Annotated in this window: 19 protein-coding genes; 11 read left to right on the top strand and 8 right to left on the bottom strand. The window is 68.6% G+C overall.

Annotation, left to right across the window (positions count from 1 at the left end; all coding sequences use genetic code 11):
• Positions 1-5: 5 nt before the first annotated feature.
• The 6 genes from C1932_RS16100 to leuB are packed head-to-tail and all read left to right on the top strand — an operon-like array spanning position 6 to position 6581.
• Positions 6-1106, top strand: coding sequence for a threonine dehydratase (locus tag C1932_RS16100; RefSeq protein WP_108762835.1), 1101 nt, complete (start codon positions 6-8; stop codon positions 1104-1106).
• The gene (locus tag C1932_RS16105) at positions 1103-2686 is read left to right on the top strand and encodes a 2-isopropylmalate synthase (RefSeq protein WP_108757100.1); all 1584 of its coding nucleotides are present in this window, start codon (positions 1103-1105) and stop codon (positions 2684-2686) included. The genes C1932_RS16100 and C1932_RS16105 overlap by 4 nt, the downstream gene beginning before the upstream one ends.
• Positions 2687-2696: 10 nt before the next feature.
• Complete coding sequence (locus C1932_RS16110; protein WP_108762836.1) at positions 2697-3473, top strand: class I SAM-dependent methyltransferase; 777 nt, start codon at positions 2697-2699, stop codon at positions 3471-3473.
• A 60-nt stretch (positions 3474-3533) separates the two neighbouring features.
• The gene (gene leuC / locus C1932_RS16115; protein WP_108762837.1) at positions 3534-4952 is read left to right on the top strand and encodes a 3-isopropylmalate dehydratase large subunit; all 1419 of its coding nucleotides are present in this window, start codon (positions 3534-3536) and stop codon (positions 4950-4952) included.
• Positions 4952-5530 carry a 3-isopropylmalate dehydratase small subunit gene (gene leuD, locus C1932_RS16120; RefSeq protein ID WP_108754081.1) on the top strand — a complete coding sequence of 193 codons (579 nt, stop codon included), beginning with the start codon at positions 4952-4954 and terminating at the stop codon, positions 5528-5530. Before leuC ends, leuD begins: the two co-directional genes overlap by 1 nt.
• Positions 5520-6581 (top strand): 3-isopropylmalate dehydrogenase, encoded by a 1062-nt coding sequence (leuB, locus tag C1932_RS16125; RefSeq protein WP_108762838.1) that lies wholly within the window; start codon positions 5520-5522, stop codon positions 6579-6581. Before leuD ends, leuB begins: the two co-directional genes overlap by 11 nt.
• Positions 6582-6769: 188 nt before the next feature.
• Here the strand turns inward: leuB and C1932_RS16130 are convergent, their stop codons facing one another.
• Positions 6770-9931 carry an efflux RND transporter permease subunit gene (locus C1932_RS16130; protein ID WP_108762839.1) on the bottom strand — a complete coding sequence of 1054 codons (3162 nt, stop codon included), beginning with the start codon at positions 9929-9931 and terminating at the stop codon, positions 6770-6772.
• A 3-nt stretch (positions 9932-9934) separates the two neighbouring features.
• Positions 9935-11056 (bottom strand): efflux RND transporter periplasmic adaptor subunit, encoded by a 1122-nt coding sequence (locus tag C1932_RS16135; protein ID WP_108762840.1) that lies wholly within the window; start codon positions 11054-11056, stop codon positions 9935-9937.
• A gap of 121 nt (positions 11057-11177) precedes the next feature.
• Between C1932_RS16135 and C1932_RS16140 the strand changes: the two genes are divergently transcribed.
• The 3 genes from C1932_RS16140 to C1932_RS16150 all read left to right on the top strand — a co-directional run bounded on the left by C1932_RS16140 (position 11178) and on the right by C1932_RS16150 (position 14019).
• Complete coding sequence (locus C1932_RS16140; RefSeq protein ID WP_108762841.1) at positions 11178-11855, top strand: TetR/AcrR family transcriptional regulator; 678 nt, start codon at positions 11178-11180, stop codon at positions 11853-11855.
• A gap of 141 nt (positions 11856-11996) precedes the next feature.
• Positions 11997-12644 (top strand): protein-L-isoaspartate O-methyltransferase, encoded by a 648-nt coding sequence (locus C1932_RS16145; RefSeq protein WP_108762842.1) that lies wholly within the window; start codon positions 11997-11999, stop codon positions 12642-12644.
• A 16-nt stretch (positions 12645-12660) separates the two neighbouring features.
• Positions 12661-14019, top strand: coding sequence for a TolC family outer membrane protein (locus C1932_RS16150; RefSeq protein WP_108762843.1), 1359 nt, complete (start codon positions 12661-12663; stop codon positions 14017-14019).
• A 76-nt stretch (positions 14020-14095) separates the two neighbouring features.
• Here C1932_RS16150 and C1932_RS16155 read toward each other — a convergent pair whose 3' ends face one another.
• Together C1932_RS16155 and waaA are read right to left on the bottom strand one after the other, a co-directional pair.
• Entirely contained in the window at positions 14096-15307 is a 1212-nt protein-coding gene (locus C1932_RS16155) for an amino acid transporter (protein WP_108762844.1), read from the bottom strand.
• Positions 15308-15511: 204 nt separating this feature from the next.
• On the bottom strand, positions 15512-16810 hold the full coding sequence (waaA, locus tag C1932_RS16160; RefSeq protein ID WP_108762845.1) for a lipid IV(A) 3-deoxy-D-manno-octulosonic acid transferase: 1299 nt from the start codon (positions 16808-16810) through the stop codon (positions 15512-15514).
• 60 nt (positions 16811-16870) lie between these two features.
• On the opposite strand from waaA, the gene C1932_RS16165 reads away from it, so the two are divergent.
• A complete protein-coding gene (locus C1932_RS16165) occupies positions 16871-17788 on the top strand; it encodes an LpxL/LpxP family Kdo(2)-lipid IV(A) lauroyl/palmitoleoyl acyltransferase (RefSeq protein WP_108754091.1) in 918 nt (305 codons plus the stop codon).
• Between the two features lie 42 nt (positions 17789-17830).
• Here the strand turns inward: C1932_RS16165 and C1932_RS20165 are convergent, their stop codons facing one another.
• From C1932_RS20165 to C1932_RS16185, 4 genes are all read right to left on the bottom strand, one after another.
• Positions 17831-18100, bottom strand: a complete 270-nt coding sequence (locus C1932_RS20165; RefSeq protein ID WP_325051527.1) for a transposase — start codon at positions 18098-18100, stop codon at positions 17831-17833.
• Positions 18101-18398: 298 nt separating this feature from the next.
• Positions 18399-19730: an O-antigen ligase family protein gene (locus C1932_RS16175; protein WP_108762846.1), complete on the bottom strand. Its 1332-nt coding sequence runs from the start codon at positions 19728-19730 to the stop codon at positions 18399-18401.
• Positions 19711-20826: a glycosyltransferase gene (locus C1932_RS16180; RefSeq protein WP_108762847.1), complete on the bottom strand. Its 1116-nt coding sequence runs from the start codon at positions 20824-20826 to the stop codon at positions 19711-19713. The genes C1932_RS16175 and C1932_RS16180 overlap by 20 nt, the downstream gene beginning before the upstream one ends.
• A 15-nt stretch (positions 20827-20841) precedes the next feature.
• The gene (locus C1932_RS16185; RefSeq protein WP_108750589.1) at positions 20842-21039 is read right to left on the bottom strand and encodes a zinc-finger domain-containing protein; all 198 of its coding nucleotides are present in this window, start codon (positions 21037-21039) and stop codon (positions 20842-20844) included.
• Between the two features lie 394 nt (positions 21040-21433).
• Between C1932_RS16185 and C1932_RS16190 the strand changes: the two genes are divergently transcribed.
• Positions 21434-24778, top strand: a complete 3345-nt coding sequence (locus C1932_RS16190) for a GH92 family glycosyl hydrolase (protein ID WP_108762848.1) — start codon at positions 21434-21436, stop codon at positions 24776-24778.
• The last annotated feature ends 4 nt before the right edge of the window (positions 24779-24782 follow it).

The following is a 24782-nucleotide window of genomic DNA, read 5'->3' on the forward strand; positions in this document are numbered from 1 at the left end:
GGCCCATGCCGGCCGCTGATGCCAGCACCGAAAGCGATGTCGGCGACGTAAGCGTTGCCGACGTACTGGCTGCGCAGGCCCGCCTGCGCCGCTTCCTGCCGCCTACCCCGCTGCACCATGCCGAACGCTTCGGTACCTGGCTGAAGCTGGAGAACCTGCAGCGCACCGGCTCCTACAAGGTGCGTGGTGCGCTGAACGCGCTGCTGGCCGGCCGCGAACGTGGTGATACCCGGCCGGTCATCTGCGCCTCGGCCGGCAACCACGCCCAAGGCGTGGCCTGGGCCGCCTATCGCCTGGACGTGCCGGCGATCACCGTGATGCCGCACGGCGCACCGGCCACCAAGATCGCCGGCGTCGCCCACTGGGGCGCCACCGTGCGCCAGCACGGCAACAGCTATGACGAGGCCTACGCATTCGCCGTGGAACTGGCGCAGCGCCATGGCTACCGCTTCCTGTCGGCGTTCGACGATGCCGACGTGATTGCCGGCCAGGGCACGGTCGGCATCGAACTGGCTGCGCATGCCATGGATGTGGTGATCGTGCCGATCGGCGGCGGTGGCCTGGCGTCCGGCGTGGCGCTGGCGCTGAAATCGCAGGGCGTGCGCGTGATTGGCGCGCAGGTCGAGGGCGTGGATTCCATGGCCCGTGCGATCAGCGGTGACGTACGCGAGATCAACCCTGTGCCGTCACTGGCCGATGGCGTACGGGTGAAGATTCCCGGCTTCCTGACCCGCCGCCTGTGCACCTCGCTGCTGGACGACGTGGTGATCGTGCGCGAAGCCGAACTGCGCGAGACGCTGGTGCGGCTGGCGCTGGAAGAACACATCATCGCCGAAGGCGCCGGTGCGCTGGCACTGGCCGCCGGGCGCCGCGTGGCCGGCCGCCGCAAGTGTGCGGTGGTGTCCGGCGGCAACATCGACGCCGGTGTCCTGGCCGGCCTGCTCACCGACGTCCGCCCGCGGCCGCCGCGCAAACCGCGCAGGCGCCGCACCGACGCCAACCGAACGCCACCGCGCTCGCCCGCCAAGGCCAGCGTCCAAACCGCTTCCCCTTCCCCTTCCCACCTGCAAGCCGCAACGCCCGCTGTCGAGGAGATTTCCCTGTGACCACCATCGAACGAATTACCACCCCGCGCATCCGCATCTTCGACACCACCCTGCGTGACGGCGAGCAGTCCCCCGGCTGCAGCATGAGCCCGCCGCAGAAGCTGGTGATGGCGCGTGCGCTGGACGAACTGGGCGTGGACATCATCGAGACCGGCTTCCCGGCCAGCTCGCAGTCCGACCGCGAAGCGATGGCCCTGATCGGCCGTGAGCTGCGCCGCCCCAGCCTGACCCTGGCCGTGCTGTCGCGCTGCCTGCAGGCCGACATCGAAACCTCGGCGCGTGCCCTGGAAGCTGCGGCCAACCCGCGCCTGCACGTGTTCCTGTCGACCAGCCCGCTGCACCGCGAACACAAGCTGCGCATGACCCGCGAGCAGGTGCTGGAATCGGTGCGCAAGCACGTGACCCTGGCGCGCTCGTACATCGACGACGTGGAGTTCTCCGCCGAGGATGCCACCCGCACCGAGCTGGATTATCTGATCGAGGTCTCGCGGGTGGCCATCGCCGCCGGCGCCACCACCATCAACCTGCCCGACACCGTGGGCTTCACCACCCCGGAAGAAATCCGCGCGATGTTCCAGCAGGTGATCGCCGGCGTGGCCGATGTACCGAACGCGGCCAACGTGATCTTCAGCGCGCACTGCCACAACGATCTGGGCCTGGCCGTGGCCAACTCGCTGGCCGCCGTCGAAGGCGGCGCACGCCAGGTCGAGTGCACGATCAATGGCATCGGCGAGCGCGCCGGCAACTGCTCGCTGGAAGAGATCACCATGGCGCTGAAGGTGCGCCAGGCGTTCTACGAACAGGACACCGCCATCAACACCCCGCGCATCGTCGGCACCTCGCAGCTGCTGCAGCGCCTGGTCGGCATGCCGGTACAGCGCAACAAGGCCATTGTGGGCGCCAATGCGTTCGCCCATGAATCGGGCATCCACCAGCACGGCATGCTGCGCCACCGCGGCACCTACGAAATCATGCGTCCGGAAGACGTGGGCTGGGAAGATTCGCAGATGGTGCTGGGCCGCCACAGCGGCCGCGCCGCCGTCGAGTCGCGCCTGCGTGCGCTGGGCTTCTGGCTGGAAGAAGACGAGTTGAAGCTGGTGTTCGAGCAGTTCAAGGGCCTGTGCGAGCAGCAGCGCGTGGTGACCGATGCCGATCTGCAGACCCTGATGCAGGGCGGCTCCAACGCGCAGGGCTATCGCCTGGCCTCGATGACCATCAGCGATGTCGGTAGCCGTGCCAACGCCCTGGTGGAACTGTCCGACCCGGAAGGCAACCGCGTGGCCGAGACCGCGCAGGGCGATGGCCCGGTCGATGCCCTGTTCGGCGCGCTGTCGGCCGCCACCGGCGTGCAGCTGATGCTGGACAGCTACCAGGTGCACAGCGTGGGCATCGGCGCTGATGCGCGCGGCGAGGCCAACCTGAGCGTGCGCCACGAAGGCATCGAGTACGACGGCACCGGCACCAGCAAGGACATCATCGAAGCCTCGGCACTGGCCTGGCTGGATGTGGCCAACCGCCTGCTGCGCCAGCGCCAGGCCGCCGCCAGCACCGCCGAAACCGCAACCCCCGCCACCGCCTGAGGACTGTGAGATGAGCGCCTTCGACACCCCCACCACGGCCTCGGCCGGCCAGCAGTGGAATGCCCAGGACTATGCGATCGACGCTGGCTTCGTGCCGCTGCTCGGCGGTGCGGTTGCGCGCCTGCTCGACCCGCGCGCCGGCGAGCGCATCCTGGACCTGGGCTGTGGCGATGGCGTGCTCACTACCGAACTGGCACTGAGCGGCGCCCGCCTGCACGGCGTGGATGCCTCCCCCGAGCTGGTGATCGCCGCCCGCGCGCGCGGCGTCGATGCACAGGTGATGGACGGCCACGCGCTGGCCTTCGACAGTGAATTCGATGCGGTGTTCAGCAACGCTGCGCTGCATTGGATGGGCAACCCCGACCGCGTGCTGGAAGGCGTGCGCCGGGCGTTGCGTCCTGGCGGCCGCTTCGTCGCCGAGTTCGGCGGCCATGGCAACGTGGCCACGATCATCGCTGCGGTGCAGGCCGCGCGCGTGGCCCACGGCCACGGCGCCAGCGCGTTCCAGTGGTACTTCCCGACCGCCGACAGCTACGCCGATCGCCTGCGCCAGCATGGCTTCCAGGTGCAGCTGATCGAAACCACGCCACGCCCCACCGCACTGCCGACCGGCGTGGCCGGCTGGCTGCGGGTGTTCGCCGCGCCGCTGCTGGACGACCTGCCGGACCACGCCCGCGCTACCGTGCGCGAGGCCGCAGCGGCCCTGCTGGATGACCTGCCGCGTGACGCCGCGGGCCAGCCACTGGCCGACTACGTGCGCCTGCGCGTGCTCGCCCGCCGTCGCTGACTTGACCGTTTCATATTCTTTACTGATTTTCGCTATCTCGTACTTCTGCCAGGCATACGCATGACTTCCGCACCCCGCACCCTGTACGACAAACTGTGGGACGCCCACGTGGTGGTTCCCGAATCCGACAGCGCCCCCGCCGTGCTGTACATCGACCTGCACCTGATCCACGAGGTCACCTCGCCGCAGGCCTTCACCGAGCTGCGCGCGCGCGGCCTGGCGCCGCGCCGCCCAGACCGCACCAAGGCGACGATGGACCATTCCACCCCCACCCTGCCGGCCGGTGCCGACGGCAAGCTGCCCTATGCCAGCGCCGCCTCCGAAGCGCAGGTGGCCACCCTGGCGCGCAACTGCGCCGAGTACGGCATCGAACTGTTCGACATGGCCTCGGACAACCGCGGCATCGTCCACGTCATCGCGCCGGAACAGGGCTTCACCCAGCCGGGCATGACCATCGTCTGCGGCGACAGCCACACCTCCACCCACGGTGCGTTCGGCTCGCTGGCCTTCGGCATCGGCACCAGCGAAGTGGGTCACGTGCTGGCCACCCAATGCCTGCTGCAGCGCAAGGCCAAGACCTTGGCGATCACCGTCGACGGCGCGCTGGCGCCGGGCGTGGGCGCCAAGGATGTGGTCCTGCACATCATCGGCGTGATCGGCGTGAACGGTGGCACCGGCCATGTGATCGAGTTCCGTGGCAGCACCATCGAAGCGATGGACATGGAACAGCGCATGACCCTGTGCAACATGTCCATCGAAGCCGGCGCGCGCGCCGGCATGGTGGCCCCGGACCAGGTTACCTTCGACTTCATGGCCAACACTCCGCGCGGCCCCAAGGGCGCCGACTTCGATGCCGCCGTGGCGCGCTGGCAGCAGCTGCGCAGCGACGACGGCGCACGCTTCGACAGCGAGGTCCTCATCGATGCCGCCGACATCCGCCCCACCCTGACCTGGGGCACCCACCCGGGCACCGCCATCGCGGTGGACGCGCCCATTCCGGCCGCCAACGATGCCGCCGCGCAGAAGGGCCTGGACTACATGCACTTCCAGCCCGGCCATGCCCTGGCCGGTACGCCGGTGGACGTGGTGTTCGTCGGCTCCTGCACCAACGGCCGCCTGAGCGACATGCGCGAAGTGGCGCAGGTGCTGCGGGGCCGCCACGTGGCCAACGGCGTGCGCATGCTGGTGGTGCCGGGTTCGGAAATCGTCAAGCGCCAGGCCGAGGCCGAAGGCATCCATGAGATCGTGCGCGCGGCCGGTGCCGAATGGCGCGAGCCGGGCTGCTCGATGTGCATCGCCATGAACGGTGACCTGGTTGCCCCCGGCCAGCTGGCCGTGAGCACCAGCAACCGCAACTTCGAGGGCCGCCAGGGCCCCGGTTCGCGCACCCTGCTGGCCTCGCCGATGAGCGCGGCCTGGGCCGCGGTGAAGGGCCGGGTGGCCGATACCCGCGAACTGTTCGCACAGGAGGTGGCGTGATGGCCGGTTTCCGTACCCTGACCTCGTCCAGCGTGGTGCTGGCGCAGACCAACATCGACACCGACCAGATCATCCCAGCGCGGTTCCTGTCCACCACCGAGCGCGCTGGCCTGGGCCGCAACGCGTTCAATGACTGGCGCTGGCAGGCCGACGGTGCGCCGGTGGCCGACTTCGCCTTCAACCAGCCGCACAACGCCGGCCGCAGCATCCTGCTGGCGGGCCGCAACTTCGGCTGTGGTTCTTCACGCGAGCACGCGCCTTGGGCGCTGACCGACCTGGGCCTGCGCGCCATCGTCAGCAGCGAGATCGCCGATATCTTCCGCGGCAATTCGCTGAAGAACGGCCTGCTGCCGATCGTGCTGGACGAAGCCGACGTGCAGGCGCTGATGCAGCGCCCCGACGACGAGCTGACCATCGATGTGGCCGCGCGCGAGCTGCGCACGCCCGATGGCCGGGTGTATTCCTTCCCGCTGGATGGCTTCTCGCAGACCTGCCTGCTGGAAGGCGTGGACCAGTTGGGGTATCTGTTGGGCCGTGTCCCTGAAATCGAACGTTACGAGAGTGAGCATGCACGCTGAGATTGTTGTCCTGCCCGGTGATGGCATCGGCCCGGAAGTGGCCGCTGCCGCGGTTGCCGTCCTGAAGGCCGTCGCCGAACGCTTCAACCACACCTTCGCTTTCAGCGAGCACGATATCGGCGGCATCGCCATCGACCGCCACGGCGAACCGCTGCCGGCCACGACCCTGGCCGCCTGCCAGGCTGCCAACGCCGTACTGCTGGGCGCCGTGGGTGGCCCGAAGTGGTCCGACCCCAATGCCAAGGTGCGCCCGGAACAGGGCCTGCTGGCGATCCGCAAGGCACTGGGCCTGTACGCCAACCTGCGCCCGGTGCGCACCCATGAAGCCGCACTGCACGCCTCGCCGATCAAGGCCGAGCTGCTGCAGGGCGTGGACTTCGTGGTGGTGCGCGAACTGACCGGTGGCATCTACTTCGGCGACAAGACCCGCGATGCGGACAGCGCCAGCGACCTGTGCCGCTACACCGTGGCCGAGATCGAGCGCGTGCTGCGCAGCGCCTTCCGCCTGGCGCAGCAGCGTCGCGGCAAGGTCACTTCGGTGGACAAAGCCAACGTGCTGGAAACCTCGCGCCTGTGGCGCGACGTGGCCGCGCGCATCGGTCGCGAGGAATTCCCGGACGTTGCGCTGGAGCACCAGCTGGTCGATTCGATGGCCATGCACCTGCTGGCCAAGCCGCGCGAGTACGACGTGATCGTGACCGAGAACATGTTCGGCGACATCCTCACCGATGAGGCCTCGATGCTGGCCGGCTCGCTGGGTCTGCTGCCGTCGGCGTCGCTGGGTGAACCGGGCGCGGTGGGCATCTACGAACCGATCCACGGTTCGGCACCGGATATCGCCGGCAAGGGCATTGCCAACCCCTACGCGACGATCTTCAGCGCGGCGATGCTGCTGCGCCATTCGCTGGGGCTGGAAGCGGAAGCCGCCGCCGTGGAAGCGGCCGTGCATGCGGTGCTGGACGACGGCGTGTTCACCGCCGACCTGGCCGCCAAGGGCCAGGCCGTGAGCACCGCGGCAGCCACCGACGCGGTGTTGGCCAAGCTGGCCTGATCCGGCCTTCTTCGGATAGTGCGCGCAGCCACCCATGGGGTGGCTCTACCGGTAGATCCACGCCATGCGTGGATGCCGCCATCCGTGCCACGCACCTCCGCGGTAGATCCACGCCATGCGTGGATGCAGCCATTCGTGCCAACCAAGGTTGGCACCTACCAAGGGCAGCGGCCCGGGAACCCGGGGCATTACGCCCCGGATTCGTCCGGCTTCACCCGGAACCAGGCGGCGTACAGCGCCGGCAGGAACACCAGGGTCAGTACGGTGCCGACGATCAGGCCGCCCATGATCGAGATCGCCATCGAGCCGTAGAACGCGCTGCGCGACAGCGGAATCATCGCCAGCACCGCGGCCAGCGCGGTCAGCACGATCGGGCGGAAGCGGCGCACGGTGGCATCGATGATCGCGTGCCAGCGGTCGTGCCCGGCGTCGATGTCCTGCTGGATCTGGTCGATCAGGATCACCGAGTTGCGCATGATCATGCCAGCCAGCGCGATCGTGCCCAGCAGGGCGACGAAGCCGAACGGCGCGCGGAACAGCAGCAGGAACAGCGTCGCGCCGATGATGCCCAGCGGTGCGGTGACCAGCACCATGGCCGCACGCGAGAAGCTGCGCAGCTGCAGCATCAGCAGCGTGGCCACCACGATCAGGAACAGCGGCATGCCGGCCTTGATCGAGTCCTGGCCGCGGGTGGAGTCTTCCACCGAACCACCGGTTTCCAGCAGGTAGCCACTGGGCAGCCCGGCGCGGATGCCATCCAGGGTCGGCACGATCTGCTGCACCACATCCAACGCCTGCATGCCATCGCTGATGTCCGCCCGCACGGTGACCGTCGGCAGGCGGTTGCGGTGCCAGATGATGCCGTCCTCGAAGGCGTACTCCAGGCGCGCGACCTGCGACAGGGTGACGGCGGTACCGCCGCTGGTCGGAATGGCCAGGCTGCCCAGCAAGTCCAGCTGCGCGCGCTCGTTGTCCGGCCCCCGCAGCAGCATCTCGATCTGGCGGTTGCCTTCACGGTAGGTGCTCACGCTCATGCCCGACAGCGAACTGCTGAGGAACTGGCTGACCTGGGCGCTGCTCACCCCCAGCGCGCGTGCACGGTCCTGGTCGATCACCAGCCGCACCACCTTGCTCGGCTCGCTCCAGTCCAGGTTGACGTTCATCACGTGCGGGTTCTCGCGTACCTTGGCCTCGACCTGGCGCGCGATGGCCTGCACCTGGGCAATGTGTTCACCCGACACGCGCATCTGCACCGGATAGCCCACCGGCGGACCGTTCTCGAGCCGGGTCACACGCATCTGCACGTCCGGGAACTGCTTGATCACGTCCTTCAGCATCCAGTCGCGGGTGCTTTCGCGTGCCTTGGCATCGTCGGTGAGCACCACGAACTGGGCGAAGTTGGTGGCCGGCAACTGCTGGTCCAGCGGCAGATAGAAGCGCGGCGAACCGGTGCCGACGTAGGCCACGTAGTTGCTGATGCCTGCGCGCCCGTTCAGCAGTTTTTCCAGCTTGTCGGCCTGGGCCTGGGTGGCGGCCAGCGACGCGCCTTCGGCCAGTTCGATGTCCACCATCAGCTCGGGGCGGGTGGAATCGGGGAAGAACTGCTGCGGCACGAAGCGGAACAGCAGCAACGACCCGACGAACAGCGCGATGGTCGCGGCGATCACCCACCAGCGGTGGCGCAGGCAACGGTCCAGGAACGCGCGGAAGCGGGTGTAGAACGGCCGCTGGTACGGATCATGGTCGTGGTCGTGCTGCTTGGGCAGGATCCAGCGCGCCAGCGCCGGGTGGCGGTCGGCCCACTGCAGGCGGCGCGCATGCCAGCGTGCCGCCAGGCTGCCGGGCTTGGGCGGCTGCGGATTGAACAGGTCCGGCAGCATCTTGTCGCCCAGGTAGGGAATGAACAGCACCGCCGCGATCCACGACACCACCAGGGCGATGGTCACCACTTGGAACAGCGAGCGGGTGTATTCGCCGGTACTGGACGCAGCGGTGGCGATCGGCAGGAAGCCGGCCGCGGTGATCAGGGTGCCGGTCAGCATCGGGAAGGCGGTCGATTCCCAGGCGAAGCTGGCCGCACGCAGGCGGTCGTAGCCCTGCTCCATCTTGGTGGCCATCATTTCCACCGCGATGATCGCATCGTCCACCAGCAGGCCCAGCGCCAGCACCAGCGCGCCCAGCGAGATCTTGTGCAGGCCGATGTCGAAGTAGTGCATGACGAAGAAGGTCATCGCCAGCACCAGCGGGATGGTCACGCCCACCACCAGGCCGGTGCGCAGGCCCAGCGAGAAGAAGCTGACCAGCAGCACGATCACCACCGCTTCGGTCAGCACCTGCACGAACTCGCCTACCGATTCTTCCACCGCATGCGGCTGGTCGGAGACCTTGCGCAGCTGCATGCCGGCCGGCAGGGTCTTCTGAAGGCGCTCGAACTCGGCATCCAGGGTGGCGCCCAGTTTCAGGATGTCACCGCCGTCCTTCATCGCCACGGCCAGGCCAATCGCATCCTGGCCCATGAAGCGCATCTTCGGCGAAGCGGGATCGGCGAAGCCGCGCTTGATCCCGGCAATGTCGCCCAAGTGCACGGTGCGCTCGCCGGCCTGGATCGGGAAACGGCGGATGTCGTCGATGGAATCGAACTGACCGGTCACGCGCAACTGCACGCGGTCGGTCGGGGTTTCGAAGAAGCTGCTGGCGGTCACCGCATTCTGGTCGGCCAGGGCCTGCTGCACCTGCTGCAGCGACACGCCCAGCGTGGCCAGCTTGGTGTTGGACAGCTCGATCCAGACCTTCTCGTCCTGCAGGCCGACCAGATCGATCTTGCCCACGTCGGGCACGCGCTGCAGTTCCAGCTGGATGCGGTCGGCGTAGTCACGCATCACCGCATAGTCGAAGCCTTCGCCGGTCAAGGCGTAGATGTTGCCGAAGGTATCGCCGAACTCATCGTTGTAGAACGGACCGACGATCTCGCGCGGCAAGGTGGCGCGGATATCGCCCACACGCTTGCGCACCTGGTACCAGAGGTCGGGAATCTGCTTGGAGCGCAGGCTGTCGCGGGCCATGAAGATCACCTGCGATTCGCCCGGGCGCGAGTACGAACGGATGAACTCGTATTCGCCGGTGTTCATCAGTGCCTTTTCAATCGGCTCGGTCACCTGCCGCGAGACCTGCTCGGCGGTGGCGCCGGGCCACATCGTGCGCACCACCATCGCCTTGAAGGTGAACGGCGGATCTTCGGACTGGCCCAGATGCTTGTACGACCACGCGCCGATGACGGCGAAGGCGAGCATGGCAAACAGCACCAGCGGGCGGTTGCCCAGCGCCCACTCGGAAAGATTGAAGCGGCGCATGGCTCAGTGTTCCTTGGCGGCGGGCGCAGTCGGTGCGAGCACCGGGCGGTTCTGCCGGTCCACCGGCGCCACCACCTGGCCTTCGCGCAGCAGATGACCGCCGGCGGCCACCACCCAGTCGCTCGCCGCTACGCCGGACAGCACCGGTACGGCCTGCGCACCGTAGGCGCCGACCTTCACCTGCGTCGCCTTCAGCGCGCCGGTGGCAGGATTGACCACCCATACGCTGGTCTGGCCATCGGCGCCGCGCTGCACGGCGGCCAGCGGCAACTGCAGCGTGCCGCTGCGGCCCGCCGTGGCGAACACCCGTGCGCTCTGGCCCAGTTCCACTTCGCTCAGTGCTTCCGGCGCCAGGCTGACGCGGGTGGCGTAGGTGCGGGCCTGCGCATCGGCGGCCGGGGCGATTTCGCGCAGCGTGCCGGGCAACATCTGGCCCGGGCGGTTCCACAGTTCCACCTGCACGGCCTGGCCGACCTGGTAGTCGCGGATCGAGCTTTCCGGCAGGGCGATCAGCACCTCGCGGCCGCCGTCGGCGGCTAGGGTGAACACGGTCTGCCCGCCACTGACCACCTGCCCGGCCTCGGCCTGGCGGCTGGCGATCACGCCATCGGCCGGTGCCCGCAGCTGCGCGTACTCGGCCTGGTTGCGGGCCACGGCCAGGTTGGCCCGGGCGGCATTGGCCTGGCCCTGGGCCGCCTTGAAGGCGGCGGTCTGCTGGTCCAGCGCCGATCGGCTCACCAACTGGTCTTCGGCCAGCTTCGCGTAGCGCTTCTGGTCATCGCGGGCGCGCACCAGGTCGGCTTCGGCCGCCGCCAACTGGGCCTGCGATGCCGCTGCCTGCGAGGCGTAGTCGGCCACGTCCAGTTCGGCCAGCAGCTGGCCCTTCTTCACCCGTTCACCGGCATCGACGTGGCGCTTGACCAGGTTGCCGCCGACCCGGAACGACAGCGGGCTTTCCTGGCGCGCACGCACCTCACCGGGATACGCCGCCGGCGCCTGCCCGTCCTGGGTGACCGGATGAACCACCAGCACCGGCAGGGCCGGCGTCGGTTCGGCGGCCTGCCTGCCACACGCTGCCAGCACCACCGCCAGCGCACCCACGCCCACCCAACGTATGTTCTTCATGGCTATACGACCTGAAAGGAAATCCGGAGGACCACGGCGGCAACACTCTGTTACGCCACGGACATTATTGAACCAGCCGGTATAGTATAAATATCGAACCGCGTGGTCTAGTATTACGGCAATGAGTTCCCCCACTTCCCGCAAGCCGTCGGCCAAGGCCACTGCCAAGGCCGCCGGGCCCGGGCGTCCGAAGGACCTGGGCAAGCGCGCTGCCATCCTGGAAGCGGCCAAAGTGCTGTTCATCGAACAGGGCTACAGCGGCGTCAGCATGGACAGCATCGCCGCCCAGGCTGGCGTATCGAAGCTGACCGTTTACAGCCATTTCGGCGACAAAGAGACCCTGTTCTCGCAGGCGGTGCAGTCCAAGTGCATCGAGATGCTGCCCGATGCGCTGTTCGTGGCCGACGCCGAGGGCCCGCTGCGCGACCAGCTGCTGGGCATTGGCGTGGCCTTCTTCGAGCTGATTACCTCGGACGCGGCGCTGTCGATCCAGCGGGTGATGATGGCCCCGGAAACCGACGCGCGCCTGCGCGAACTGTTCTGGCAGGCCGGCCCACTGCGCACCTGCGAGGCGCTGGCCGAGTTCCTGCGCTCGCGCACGGCACGCGGCGAACTGCAGATCGACGACTTTGCCCAGGCCGGGCAACAGTTCCTGACCCTGGTGAAGGGCGAGGTGCACATGCATATGATGTGCGGCATGCCATTGTCCCCGGCCGAGACCGACGCCACGACCCATGTGGCCGCCAGCGTCGATTTCTTCCTGCGCGCCTACGCCCCGCGAAGGGCCGGAAACGACTGAAACGCACCAACCTGAACGAACCGGAGGTCGCGATGACTTCCGGCACTGCGACCCCGGCCCCCCGGCAGCTGATGCTCTGGGCGCGCCGCCGGCCTCCGGCACCGGTAAAATGGCCGGCCCACTGCGCTGGATTTGAACCTCATGACGATTGATTACGCCCACGCCCGCGAACTGATGGTGGAACAGCAGATCCGTCCCTGGGACGTGCTGGACATCAAGGTGCTCGACGTCCTGGCCCGCCTGCCGCGCGAGGCCTTCGTCGCCGACGCGCGCCGTGCGCTGGCCTACACCGATGTCGAACTGCCCATCGGCAACGGCCAGAAGATGATGAAGCCGGTGATCGAAGGCCGCACCCTGCAGGCGCTGGATCTGCAGCCGGGTGATGAAGTGCTGGAGATCGGTACCGGCAGCGGTTTCCTGTCGGCCTGCATCGGCGCGCTGGCGCGCGACGTGTTGAGCCTGGAAATCGACCCGGAACTGGCCGCCGCTGCACGCGCGCGCCTGGACGCTTCCGGCCTGGGCACCAACGTGCGGGTGGAAGTGGCCGATGCCCTGGCCTGGCAGACCGACCGACGCTTCGACGTGATCTGTGTCACTGGCGCGGTGGACGTGGTGCCGTCACAGTTCGCCTCGTGGCTGCGTCCGGGTGGTCGCCTGTTCGTGATCCACGGCCGTTCGCCGGCCATGGAAGCGCTGCTGGTCAAGGCCGACGGCAGCACCGAATCGCTGTTCGAGACCGATATCGATTACCTGCGCGGTGCCGCCCCGGCACCCCAGTTCCACCTCTGAGTCCAAGGAAGCCGCAATGATCCGCCGATCCCTCGCTGTTGCGCTGGCCACTGCCCTGCTGCCGTTGTCTGCCCATGCCGCCGACCTGCTGCAGGTCTACGAAATGGCGCGCAACGGCGACCCGCAGCTGGCCGCTGCCGAATCGACCCGGCTGTACGACAAGGAAGGCGCCGTGCAGGCACGCGCTGCCCTGCTGCCGCAGATCAACGGCACCGCCGCGCTGAACCGCACGCGCAGCGAAGCCAACGCCGATGCCAATTCCGGTTCGGTGATGAGCAAGCGCCGCAGCTATACGGTCGATGGCAGCCAGACGCTGTTCAACTGGACCCAGATCAGCAATCTGCGTTCGCAGCGCGAACTGAGCAAGGCGGCGGATTTCACCCTCGATTCGGCCAACGACAGCCTGATCGTGCGCACCTCGGCGGCCTACTTCAACGTGCTGGTGGCGATCGAATCGCTGACCGCCGCACAGACCAATGAAGCAGCCGCGAAGAAGCAGTTCGACTTCGCCGACAAGCGCCTGGAAGTGGGCCTGGCGCCGATCACCGACGTGCACGAAGCGCGCGCCCAGTACGACCAGGCGCGCGCCAACACCATCGTTGCGCAGAACACCCTGGCCGATAACTACCAGGCCCTGACCGAACTGACCGGCCAGCCGGTGGTGAACCTGCGCGGCCTGCCGGCCGACTTCCGCCCGGAAGTGCCGGCCAACCGCGGCAACATCGATGAACTGGTGGCCCAGGCCAGCGGCCAGAATCCGGCGCTGAAGGCGCAGGAACTGAAGGTCAGCGCCGCCGAAGCCGGCGTGCAGGCGGCCCGTGGCGGTCACTACCCGACCCTGTCGCTGGGCGGCAGCTGGGGCAAGAGCGCGACCTGGGGCGACAGCACCGGCGCCGGCTCGCTGTCGCCCGATGCCCGCACCAACAGCATCGGCCTGACCCTGAGCGTGCCGATCTTCTCCGGCGGTGCCACCCAGTCGGGCGTGCGCCAGGCCCTGGCCCAGCGTGATATCGCCCAGGACACCTACGAACAGCAGAAGCGTGCGCTGGACCGCAACACCCGCAATGCCTACCAGACCCTGGTGCAGGGCATCAGCGAAGTGGAAGCGCGCCGCCTGGCCGTGGTTTCGGCACAGAGCGCATACGACGCTTCGCAGGTTGGCCTGGAAGTGGGTACCCGCACCGTGCTGGACGTGATCCAGAACCAGCGCATCCTGTTCTCGGCGCAGCTGGATTACGCCCAGGCCCGCTACACCTTCCTGCAGAACCGCCTGCTGCTGAGCCAGTCGCTGGGTTCGCTGGACGTGGCCGAGCTGCAGGACATCAACCGCCTGCTGACCCAGGACGCGGGCACCCCGTCGACCACCACGCGCTGATTGCAGGCGCTGCTGGCCGCACAGAAAAACCACCCGCAGGGGTGGTTTTTTTGTGCCTGCGCGGTGCTGCTCGCCCTTAGAACAGCCGCTGCAGAAGCGGCAGCAGGCACAGCGCGGTGGCCAGCGGCGCACGCACCCGGGCCGCGCCGGACTGCTTCATCTGGCCCGCACAGACCGCCGCCAGCGCGATCAGCGCCAGCGGACCCGGCAGGCTGGGCAGCAGCCCTTCGGGCAACCACACCGCCAGCAGCGCCGCCGCTGTCCCCAGCCACGCGATGACTGCGGCGCGCTGTACCCGCTGGCGCTCGCCGCGGCCCGGCCAGCGCTGCAGGCACAGCGTTGTGGCCAGCAGCACCAGCACCACCTGCAGCGCGGCCAGGCCGGCTGCGCCGGCAGCCGGCAGCAGCGGCAGCAGCCATTGCAGCTGCGTGAGCCCCTGCAGGGCCACCGACAGCGGCCGCGTGCTGGCCAATGCCGGGAACGCCACCAGCCCCGACTGCAGCGCCGCCAGCACCATCAGCCACAGCATTCCCGCCGGCACCGCCACGCCAACGGCAAGGACCAGTTGCCGCCGCGGCCGGCTGACCAGCGGCGCCACCACCAGCAGCAGGCCCGTGCTGGCAAACACCGCCAGCAGCGGCACACTGGCGGCGACCACCCCACCCACGCCGAAGCGGTACGGGGCCACCGCGCTGGGCAACCACGGAATCCAGTGGGCGTAATGCACATGGCGCGCGGCCAGCACCAGCAGCAGCGCACCAATGCCGAACTTGAGGGTCAACAACGCACAGGCCAGCAGCACCGCGCGGCGCGGCCGCAGCAGCGCCATTGCTGCAGTGGCCAGCACCAGCACGGCCGCGACCACCTGCACGGGCAGCCACTGCCGCGGCTCCACGCCCAGCGTGGCGACGACCGCGTAGAGATGGCGCGCACCGGACTGCGCAGCACCGGCCACAGTGGCGGTCAGTTCCAGCACCAGGGCCAACAGCAGCAGATCGGCCACGCGCTGGCCCCACGCCGCCCGCAGCAGATCGTGCAGGCCGCTGCCATCGGGTTGCGCACGCAGCGCATCACGCAGGCTGTACAACACCAGCCATGTGCCCAGCGCTGCCAGCAGCAGGCTGAGCACGATTGCCGGGCCCGCCTGCGCTGCGGTGTGCTGGCCCACCAGCGCCACCACGCTGCCGCCCACCAGCAGCGCCAGCGCAAGCACCAGTACATGATCCGTGCCAAGTACACCGCCGGTTCGCACCCCACCCCGCGCGGTGCTACCGCCATCGACGTTCATTGAAAGCTTCCTTGATGCCGACCAAGCGTGGTCGACAGCAGGCTGGCAGCGGTAACGGCGCGGCGGTATCGGGAAACGGCGCGCAAGCGCCACGCTGTGATGGAAGACACGCGCACGGCCGCGCAGGCAGGCCAGCTACGACACCACCTCGGCCATCAAGCAGGCTTTATGCGGCTGTTTGCGTCAGCACACCGCCGCGACGGGTCAGTCGCGCGGCGGCGGCAGGTGCGGTTCCACCAGCGCCACGGTGCGCTGCAGCGCGCCGCGACCGTTGCTGACCAGCGTGCAGCCGGCGTGCGCCATGTCTTCGCGGGCCTGGGGATCCTGCAGCAGGTGCTGCAGGTGGTCGCCCACGGCCTGCACGTCGTCGCCGATCAGCAATGCACCGGCCTCGCGCATGCGCCGCGAGATTTCCGCGAAGTTGTGCAGGTGCGGGCCGGTAACCGCGGCCGTGCCCAACGCCGCCGGCTCCAGCAGGTTGTGGCCGCCGATGGCCTGCAGGCTGCCGCCGACGAAGGCCACCTGGGCGCAGCCGTAGAACGGCATCAGCTCACCCAGGGTGTCGATCACGAACACGTCCGTATCGGCCTGCGGCCACTGCTGCGCACGCCGGGTGGCCACGCGCCAGCCCTGCTCGCGCGCCAGCGCTTCCACTTTCGGGAAGCGCTCGGGGTGCCGCGGCGCCCACAGCAGCAGCAGATCCGGATGCTGCTGGCGCAGCCTCCGGTGCAGGTCGATCACTGCGTGTTCCTCGCCCTCATGGGTACTGGCGGCGATCCACACCGGCCGCTGGGCCGGAACCTGCTGGTGGAACTGGGCGATGAAAGGCTGTACTTCCGGGGTGGCGATGTCGAACTTCAGGTTGCCCAGTGCCTGCACCTGTTCCGGCGCGGCGCCCAGCTGCACGAAGCGCGCAGCATCATCCTGCGATTGCGCGGCCACGCAGGTCACGGTGCGCAGGGCACGGCGGATCAGTGCGGCCAGCACACGGTAGCCACGCAGCGAACGCGCCGACAGGCGTGCGTTGAGGATGTACACGGGAATGCGGCGGTCACGGCAACCGAACAGCATGTTCGGCCACAGCTCGGTTTCCAGGATCAGCGCCAGGCTGGGCTGGAAGTGGCCGAGGAAGCGGTTGACGCTGCCGGGCACGTCATACGGCAGGTAGACGTGATCCAGCGCATCGCCCCACAGCGCGCGCACGCGCTCGGAGCCCGTAGGCGTGATCGTGGTGATGACCCAGCGGATGTCCGGGCGCTGCTTGCGCAGCGCGTTCACCAGCGGCGCGGCGGCGTTGACTTCGCCCACCGATACCGCGTGCAGCCAGACCCGGGGCTGGCCGGTCGGCTGCGGGTAGGAGGCGTAACGCTCATCCCAGCGCCGGAAGTATTCGCGGACCCGGAAGCCGCGCCACACCAGGTGGTACACGGTGATCGGCAGCAGGATGTAGAGCACGGCCGAATACAGGCCGCGCAGGATCCATTCGACAGGGTCTTTGCGCATGCGGCAAGGATACGGGACGCCCCCGGGAAAGACACGCGGCGGGGTTGGTAGAATGGCGGCATGTCCGATGCCTCTACCGCCGTCCGCCCGTCCCTGGCCGATCCCCGCAACTGGCCGATGTTCGCGGCGATGTTCGCTGCGTTCGGCATTGCCCGCCTGCCATGGTTCCTGCAGCGCGCGCTGGGGCGCGGGGTCGGCTGGATCACCTGGCGCCTGCTCGGCAGCCGCCGCCGTGCTGCCGAGGTGAATCTGAAGCTGTGCTTCCCGGAAAAGGACGAGGCCTGGCGCAACCGCCTGGTACGCGACAGCTTCGACGCGCTGGGCGTGGGTATCTTCGAATGCGCGCGTTCCTGGTGGGGCAGCATCGACAGCATCCGCCCGCAGGTGCAGATTGAAGGCCTGGAACACCTGAAGCAGATGCAGGCCGAAGGCCGTGGCGTGCTGCTGGTGTCGGGCCACTTCATGACCCTGGAAATGTGTGGGCGCCTGCTGTGCGACCACGTGGACCTGTCGGGCATGTACCGCAAGCACAAGAATCCGGTGTACGAATGGGCGGTGAAGTTCGGCCGCCTGCGCTATGCCAAGGCGATGTATGCCAACGAGGACATCCGTGCCACCGTGCGCCACCTGAAGAAGGGCGGCTTCCTGTGGTATGCCCCCGACCAGGACATGCGCGGCAAGGACACCGTGTTCGTGCCGTTCTTCGGCCATACCGCGGCCACCATCACCGCCACCCACCAGTTTGCGCGCATGACCGGCTGCGCGGTCATCCCCTACTTCCACCGTCGCGAAGGCGGGAAGTATTTCCTGAAGATCGGCGCGCCGCTGGAGAACTTCCCCAGTGAAGACGTGGAAGCCGATACCACGCGGGTGAACCAGGCCATCGAACAGATGGTGCGCGAAGCCCCCGACCAGTACCTGTGGATCCACCGCCGGTTCAAGCGCCAGCCCGGCGGCCGCAGCGATTTCTACAAGTAGATCCACGCGATGCGTGGATGATTTTCGCGCGACGCCACCGGATTACAACGGCCAACGGCACCACGCGCACGGGTATTCCCCCACCTCGCACGCCAAGCCTGCACGGACCGGGTTGGCCAGGATGTACATGGCCTTCTCGTGAAGTGATTCATCGCTGCGCACCGCGTGGTCGTGGTAACCGTGCTGCCATAGCGCACTGGGCCGGCCCAGCTGCTGGTTCAACAGGCGGCTGCTGCGGGATTTGAGCAGGGACATGCACTCGGCCAGGGTGCCCTTCTGCAGCTCCATCAACCAATGCACGTGGTCGGGCATCACCACCCAGCCAGGCTGTGGCTGATACCGGCGCGCTCCACGAAGCGCAGTGCATCGACCAGGACCGCCACGTTGGCAGCGTCGGCGAAGAAGGGTTCACGGCGCAGGGTCCCGTGGTCAGAACGTACACGTTGCCGGTGCGGGAGTAACGACCGTAGCGGAGTATGGGGCTGGCGATGACCACAGCCTGCGCTGCCGAGGTCAGCAGGGGTATTGGGGAGTTGCCCGGGGTTGGGTCGGGAAAGCGCCATCCACGCATGGCGTGGATCTACCGTCTGCGTTGGGGGTGGGTGGGCGATTACATCGCGTTGGGCGGATCGTCGGGCTCACGCGCCAGCAGGGTACCGACGAACAGCGCCGCCAGCAGCACGGTAACCCCACCCCAGAAGGTGGAATAGAACGCCAGGTGGGTGTTCAAGGGAAACACGGTGACGGCCAGCGCCAGCATGGCCGGGCGTGCGCGCTCACGCGCCGCGGCCGGGGCGAAGCGCCAGGCACGCCAGGCCTGGGCCACGGCCGCCAGCCACAGCAGCAGGCCCAGCACGCCGGTTTCGGCGAGGATTTCCAGCACGATCTGATGGGCATGCAGTGCCGGCTCGGCGCCCCATACGGCAGGTGCCTGCTCGCGCACGCACGCGGGGTAGGCATCGCGGAAACCGCGCGCACCCACACCGTTGATCGGATGTTCTTCGATCATGCACGCCGCCGCCGACCAGATGCGGGCGCGGCCGGACAGGGCCTGGTCCACGCCATCGTCGGCGCCGTCCCAGGCCATGGCGGTGCGCGCCACGCGCTCGCGCAGCTGCGGCACGCTGGCGGTCAACGCGGCCGCGCCCAGCAGGCCGGCCAGCGACAACAGCAGCAGGCGCTTCCAGCCGAACTGGCGCAGGCCGCTGTACACCAGCACCAGGCCAAAGGTGACCCAGGACGCGCGCGAGCCCGCCAGCAGCAGCACGATGCCCAGCGCGGCCGCGCCCAGCAGCCAGCCGGCATGGCCGAAACGGCGGGCCAGTGGCAGCAGCAGGAACGGTGACAGGCTGGCCAGCACCTGGCCGAACTTCAGGTTGCACGGCCCCAGCGCACCGCTGAGACGGTCGGCCAGCACCACCTCATCGGCCGGGCACAGGCCGTGCCCGCTGACCACATGCTTCAACTGGTCCAGCGACCAGAACCACGGACTGCTGCCGACCAGCGCCTGCACCAGCGCGTCCACGGTCCACAGCCCGGTGATGAGCGCCAGCCCACCCAGCGTCAGCCGACGCCGCTGCGGGGTAGCCACCGCAATGGCCACCAGCCACATGAAGGGCAGATAGCGCAGGCCGGCGGCGGTCTTGGTCCAGGCCGCCGACGGATCGATGGCATCCAGCGCTGAGAACGCCTGCGGCAGCCAGTAGCCCAGGAACAGGATGGACGTCAGTGCCCACGCGGCAGGGCTGAGCAGATGCGGGCGATGCTGCAGCCGGCGCAGCACCATCCGCGCGGCGGCGTACAGCGCGCCCAGGCCGAGCACGGTTTCGGCGATTCCCGGCAGCGGCCACAGCGCCACGTAAGCCAGCAACCACCAAGGCGCCCAGCGCCCGGCGCGATCATCGCGCAGGGTCGGCGTGGGGTCAGCCGGCAAGGTCGGCATAGAGGCGAAGGGTGTCACGCTGCATGGCCTGCAGGGTAAACGGGATCCGCCCCGGCAACGACGGCGGCTGTGCCAGTAGGTCCAGCGCGCGTTCACGCAGAGCCTGCGCATCGTTCAGCGGCACCGCCCCGGATGGCTGCAGCTGCTGCAGCAGTTCGCCCACGCCGCCGTGGTTCCAGCCCAGTACCGGGCGGCCGACCGCCAGGGCCTCGACCACGGTGCGGCCGAAGGCTTCGGGTTTGTCCGACAACTGCAGCACCAGGTCGCTGGCGGCGTAGGCCTGGGCGATGCGCGCGGTAGGCACGCTGATGTGCACGGCCTCGGCAACACCCAGTGCGGCCGCCTGCGCGCGCAGGCCGGCGACATAGGTTTCGCGGCCGGGCTCATCGGTGCCCAGCATCCACAGCTGCGCCGGCACGCCGGCTGCACGCAGGTCGGCCAGCAACTGCAGCGCATGCGCATGGCCCTTCAGCCGCGTACCGCGCCCCGGCAGCAGCAGCAGCGGGCCGTCCACCTGCGCCAGCCACGGGTAATCGGCCGCCAGGGCCAGGCGTGGGCGACGATCGGCACGTGCCACGCGCGGGAACTGGCCCACGTCCACGCCGCGCGGAATCACCTGCAGGCGCGCGTCGGGAACAGTCGGGTAATGGGTGTGCACATACTCGCGCACGGTATTGGACACGCAGATCACGCGTTCGCCGCTGGTCATCACCGCGCTGTAGCGGCTGGGCGAATTCAGGCCATGCACGGTGGTGACCCAGCGCGGGCGCTGCGCGGGCGGCAATGCACGGATCGCATACAGGCCCAGCCACGCCGGCAGGCGCGAGCGCGCATGCACGATGTCCGCGCCCACTTCGGCGAACAGGCGGCGCAGGGTCGGCATGTGGCGCAGGGTCAGCAGCGATTTGCGGCCGATATCCAGCGTGAGGTGCTCGGCACCGCTGTCCAGCAGCGGCTGCACCAGGCGCCCGCCGGCGGACACCACCAGTGCACGGTGGCCGGCCGCCACCAGGGCGGCGGCGATTTCAAGGGTGGAACGCTCGACGCCGCCGGAGTGCAGCGCCGGCAGCAACTGCACCACGGTCAATCGGCGCATCGAACGGCCGCCCGATCAGTCGGCCAGCACGAAGGTGGAGCCGCAGTAGGGGCACTGCGCTTCACCGTTGGGCTCGTCTTCGATCGGCAGGTACACGCGCGGGTGCGAGTTCCACAGCGCCATTTCCGGGGTCGGGCAGCTCAGCGGCAGGTCGGCGCGGTGCACGGTGTAGCGCTTTTCGGCGTTGGCGGGCGCAGTGGCGGTATGGCTCATGGCGGGTGTCGATGACCGGATTGCGAGGGCTGGGATTCTAGCATCTGGGCCGGGCCAGCATTGCGCCGCAACAGGCGGGTTGGCGTCTGCATACCTTCCGTCCCGACGCACAGACACCCACCTGGGCGGATTTCTTCAATCGATCCAAGCAGTTCCGGGCACCGCCCTGCACTGGCGAGGATTTGCCGCATTTGGATCGAACTAAATGGCACTTGTCAGGGTGCGGCCGCCTGTTGCAGCATCGGGACCCTCACAACCCGACCCGATCGCACGGCCCGCCCCCCACCGGACCTGCATCGCTTCCGCGCTGCCCCTGGGCGGCACGGGCGGTGCTGTCCTGGGTGTTCGCCGATGCGGGTCCTGCCAGCCGCCTGCCTTACCCGGGAGACCCTGCATGACCCTGACCGATCCGCGCCGCGCCCTGCTTCCCCTCGCCCTGGCCCTGGCCTGCGCGACCTCTGCGACGCCGGCACTGGCGCAGGGCCTGCAGACCTCGTTCGAGCCGGGCGAGCCGGCACCGCTGAAGGCCGCGGGCGCGCTGCAGGTGCAGATCGGCAATGGTCCGGCCGCCCCGTATGCCGCCAAGCGCAATGCCGGCTACACCGGCCTGCATGCCCTGCACTACCGCGGTGATGGCGGCCCTGCATCACGCGAACTGTTCACCACCGATCTGACCATTGCCGCCGACACCACGCTGTCGTGGCTGGTGCTGCCGGAGATCGTCGGCAGCGATACCGTGGCTTCGACCTATGTGTCGCTGGACCTGCGCCTGGACGATGGCAGCCGGGTGTCGGCCAGCGCCGCGCGCGACCAGCACGGGATCGCGCTGGGCGCCAGCGCGCAGGGCGATTCGAAGACGCTGTACCCGCAGCAGTGGGCGCGCAAGGCGGTGCGCCTGGGCGAAGTCCCGGGCCTGCTTGGGCGCCGGGTCGTGGCCATTGAACTGGCCGTGGCCAGCGCCGATGGCGCGCCGGTGTCGGGCTGGATCGACGATGTGCGCCTGGATGCACAGCCGCGCACCGTACCGCAGCGCGTGTCGGACTGGGTGCTGACCACCCGCGGCACGCAGGCCAACGGCACCTTCTCGCGTGGCAACAATTTCCCGGCCACGGCGGTGCCGCACGGCTTCAACTTCTGGACCCCGGTGACCGACGCCGGCGCGCTGAACTGGCTGTACCGCTGGAGCGAGCAGAACGATGCGAAGAACCGCCCGCAGCTGCAGGCGCTGGCGCTCAGCCACCAGCCCAGCCCGTGGATGGGCGACCGCCAGACCTTCCAGGTGATGCCCTCGGCCAGCCGCGGCGTGCCCGAGGCCGACCGCAGCAAGCGCGCCCTGTCCTTCGACCGCAGCCAGGAATCGGCGCGCCCGTACCGCTATGACGTGCGCTTCGACAATGGCATCGCAGCGTCGATCGCGCCCACCGACCATGCCGCCCTGTTCCAGTTTGAATTCCCGCAGGGCAGCGATGCCAACCTGCTGTTCGACAACGTGGATGCGCGCGGCGGGCTGACCCTGGATGCGGCCACGCAGACCCTGAGCGGCTACACCGACACGCGCAGCGGCCTGTCCAACGGCGCCACCCGCATGTACGTGGTGGCCCGCTTCGACCGGCCGTGGCGCAGCAGCGGCCGCATCGATACCGGCCGCCCCACCGGGTACATCAAGTTCGATACCGCGCAGGGCCGCACGGTGACGATGCGCATCGCCACCTCGCTGATCTCGCTGGAACAGGCACGCCACAACCTGGCGCTGGAAATCGCCGACGCCGACACCCTGGCCAGCGTGGCCGGGCGCGCGCAGGACGCCTGGGATGCACGGCTGTCGCGCTTCGATATCGGCCAGGCCAGCGACGACGCCAAGACCACGCTGTATTCGAACCTGTACCGCCTGTACCTGTACCCCAATTCGGGCCACGAGAATGCCGGCACCGCCGCCGCGCCGGACTGGCGTTACGCCAGCCAGGCCAGCGCCGAAGACAACAACACCGACGGCAGCGCCAGCCGCAGCTTCGCGCCGGTACGCGATGGCAAGGTGTACGTGAACAACGGCTTCTGGGACACCTTCCGCACCACCTGGCCGGCCTATGCGCTGTTCACCCCACAGGATGCCGGGCAGCTGGTGCAGGGCTTCATCGAGCAGTACCGGGCCGGCGGCTGGATCGCGCGCTGGTCGTCGCCGGGCTATGCGGACCTGATGGTCGGCACCAGTTCCGACGTGGCCTTCGCCGATGCCTGGCTGAAGGGTATTGGTGGTTTCGATCCGGCCGAAGCCTATGCCGCCGCGTTGAAGAACGCGACCGTGGTACCGCCGGACCGCCACGTCGGCCGCAAGGGCATGGACCTCTCCACCTTCCGCGGCTACGCCAGCGCCGACGTGCACGAAGGCATGTCGTGGACCATGGAAGGCGCGTTGAATGACTTTGGTCTTGCCAACATGGCGCAGGCACTGGCAACGAAGGCAACCACGCCAGCCGCGCGCGAGCGCTACCGCACCGAGGCCGAGTACTTCCGCTACCGTGCAGCCGGTTACGCGACCGTGTTCGACCCGGCAGTGGGCTTCTTCCAGGGCCGCCAGGCCGATGGCAGCTGGCGCGTGGACGCCAAGGACTACGACCCGCGCGTGTGGGGCCACGACTACACCGAATCCAATGGCTGGACCTTCGCCTTCACCGCTGCCCACGACGGCGAAGGCCTGGCCGCGCTGTACGGCGGCCGCGAAAAACTGGCGGCCAAGCTGGACACCTTCTTTGCTACCCCGGAAACCGCCGCGAAGGAATTCGCCGGTTCCTACGGCGGCATCATCCACGAGATGACCGAAGCGCGTGACGTGCGCATGGGCATGTATGCGCACAGCAACCAGCCGGCGCACCACATTCCGTGGATGTACCTGTACGCCGGGCAGCCGTGGAAGACCCAGCAGCACGTGCGCGAGATCCTGTCGCGGCTGTACGTGGGCAGCGAGATCGGCCAGGGCTACCCCGGTGACGAGGACAACGGCGAGACCTCGGCGTGGTACCTGTTCGCCTCGCTGGGCCTGTACCCGCTGCGCATGGGTGCGCCGGAGTATGTGATCGGTTCGCCGGCATTCGCCCACGCACGGGTGGAACTGCAGGGCGGCGCGGTGCTGACCGTCAACGCCGAGAACAATTCGCCGGAGAACGTGTACGTGCAGTCGCTGAAGATCAACGGCAAGCCGTGGACGAAGACCTGGGTCCCGCACGCGCTGATCGCCCAGGGTGCAACCTTGGACTTCACCATGGGCCCGCAGCCATCGCGTTGGGGCAGCGGTGCCGACGATGTACCGCCTTCGCTGACCGCGGTCGGCAAGCGCCCGCAGCTGCTGCACGACCTGCTGGGCAGCAGCGCGCGCGCGGCACTGGCCGATGGCCGTGCCCTGCCCGCCCTGACCGACGACGATGCGGACACCGCAGTGGCGCTTGGTGCGGGTGCGACCATCCGCCTGAGCGGCGACGCCGATGGCGTGCCGACCCTGTACACGCTGACCAGTGGCGATGGCGCGATCCGTGGTGGCCAGTGGGTACTGGAAGCGCGCAACGGCAACGGAAGCTGGCGCTCGCTGGACCAGCGCGACGGCGAAGACTTCACCTCGCCGCGGCAGACCCGTCCGTTCCGCATTGCCACGCCGGCACGCTACAGCGAATACCGTCTGCGCGTGATCGGTCCGGGCCGCCTGCAGCTGGCCGAGATCGAACTGCTGGCACCGGCCACCGTACAATGACGCC

This window comes from Stenotrophomonas sp. YAU14D1_LEIMI4_1 (assembly GCF_003086815.1).
In the GTDB taxonomy this organism is placed as follows: domain Bacteria; phylum Pseudomonadota; class Gammaproteobacteria; order Xanthomonadales; family Xanthomonadaceae; genus Stenotrophomonas.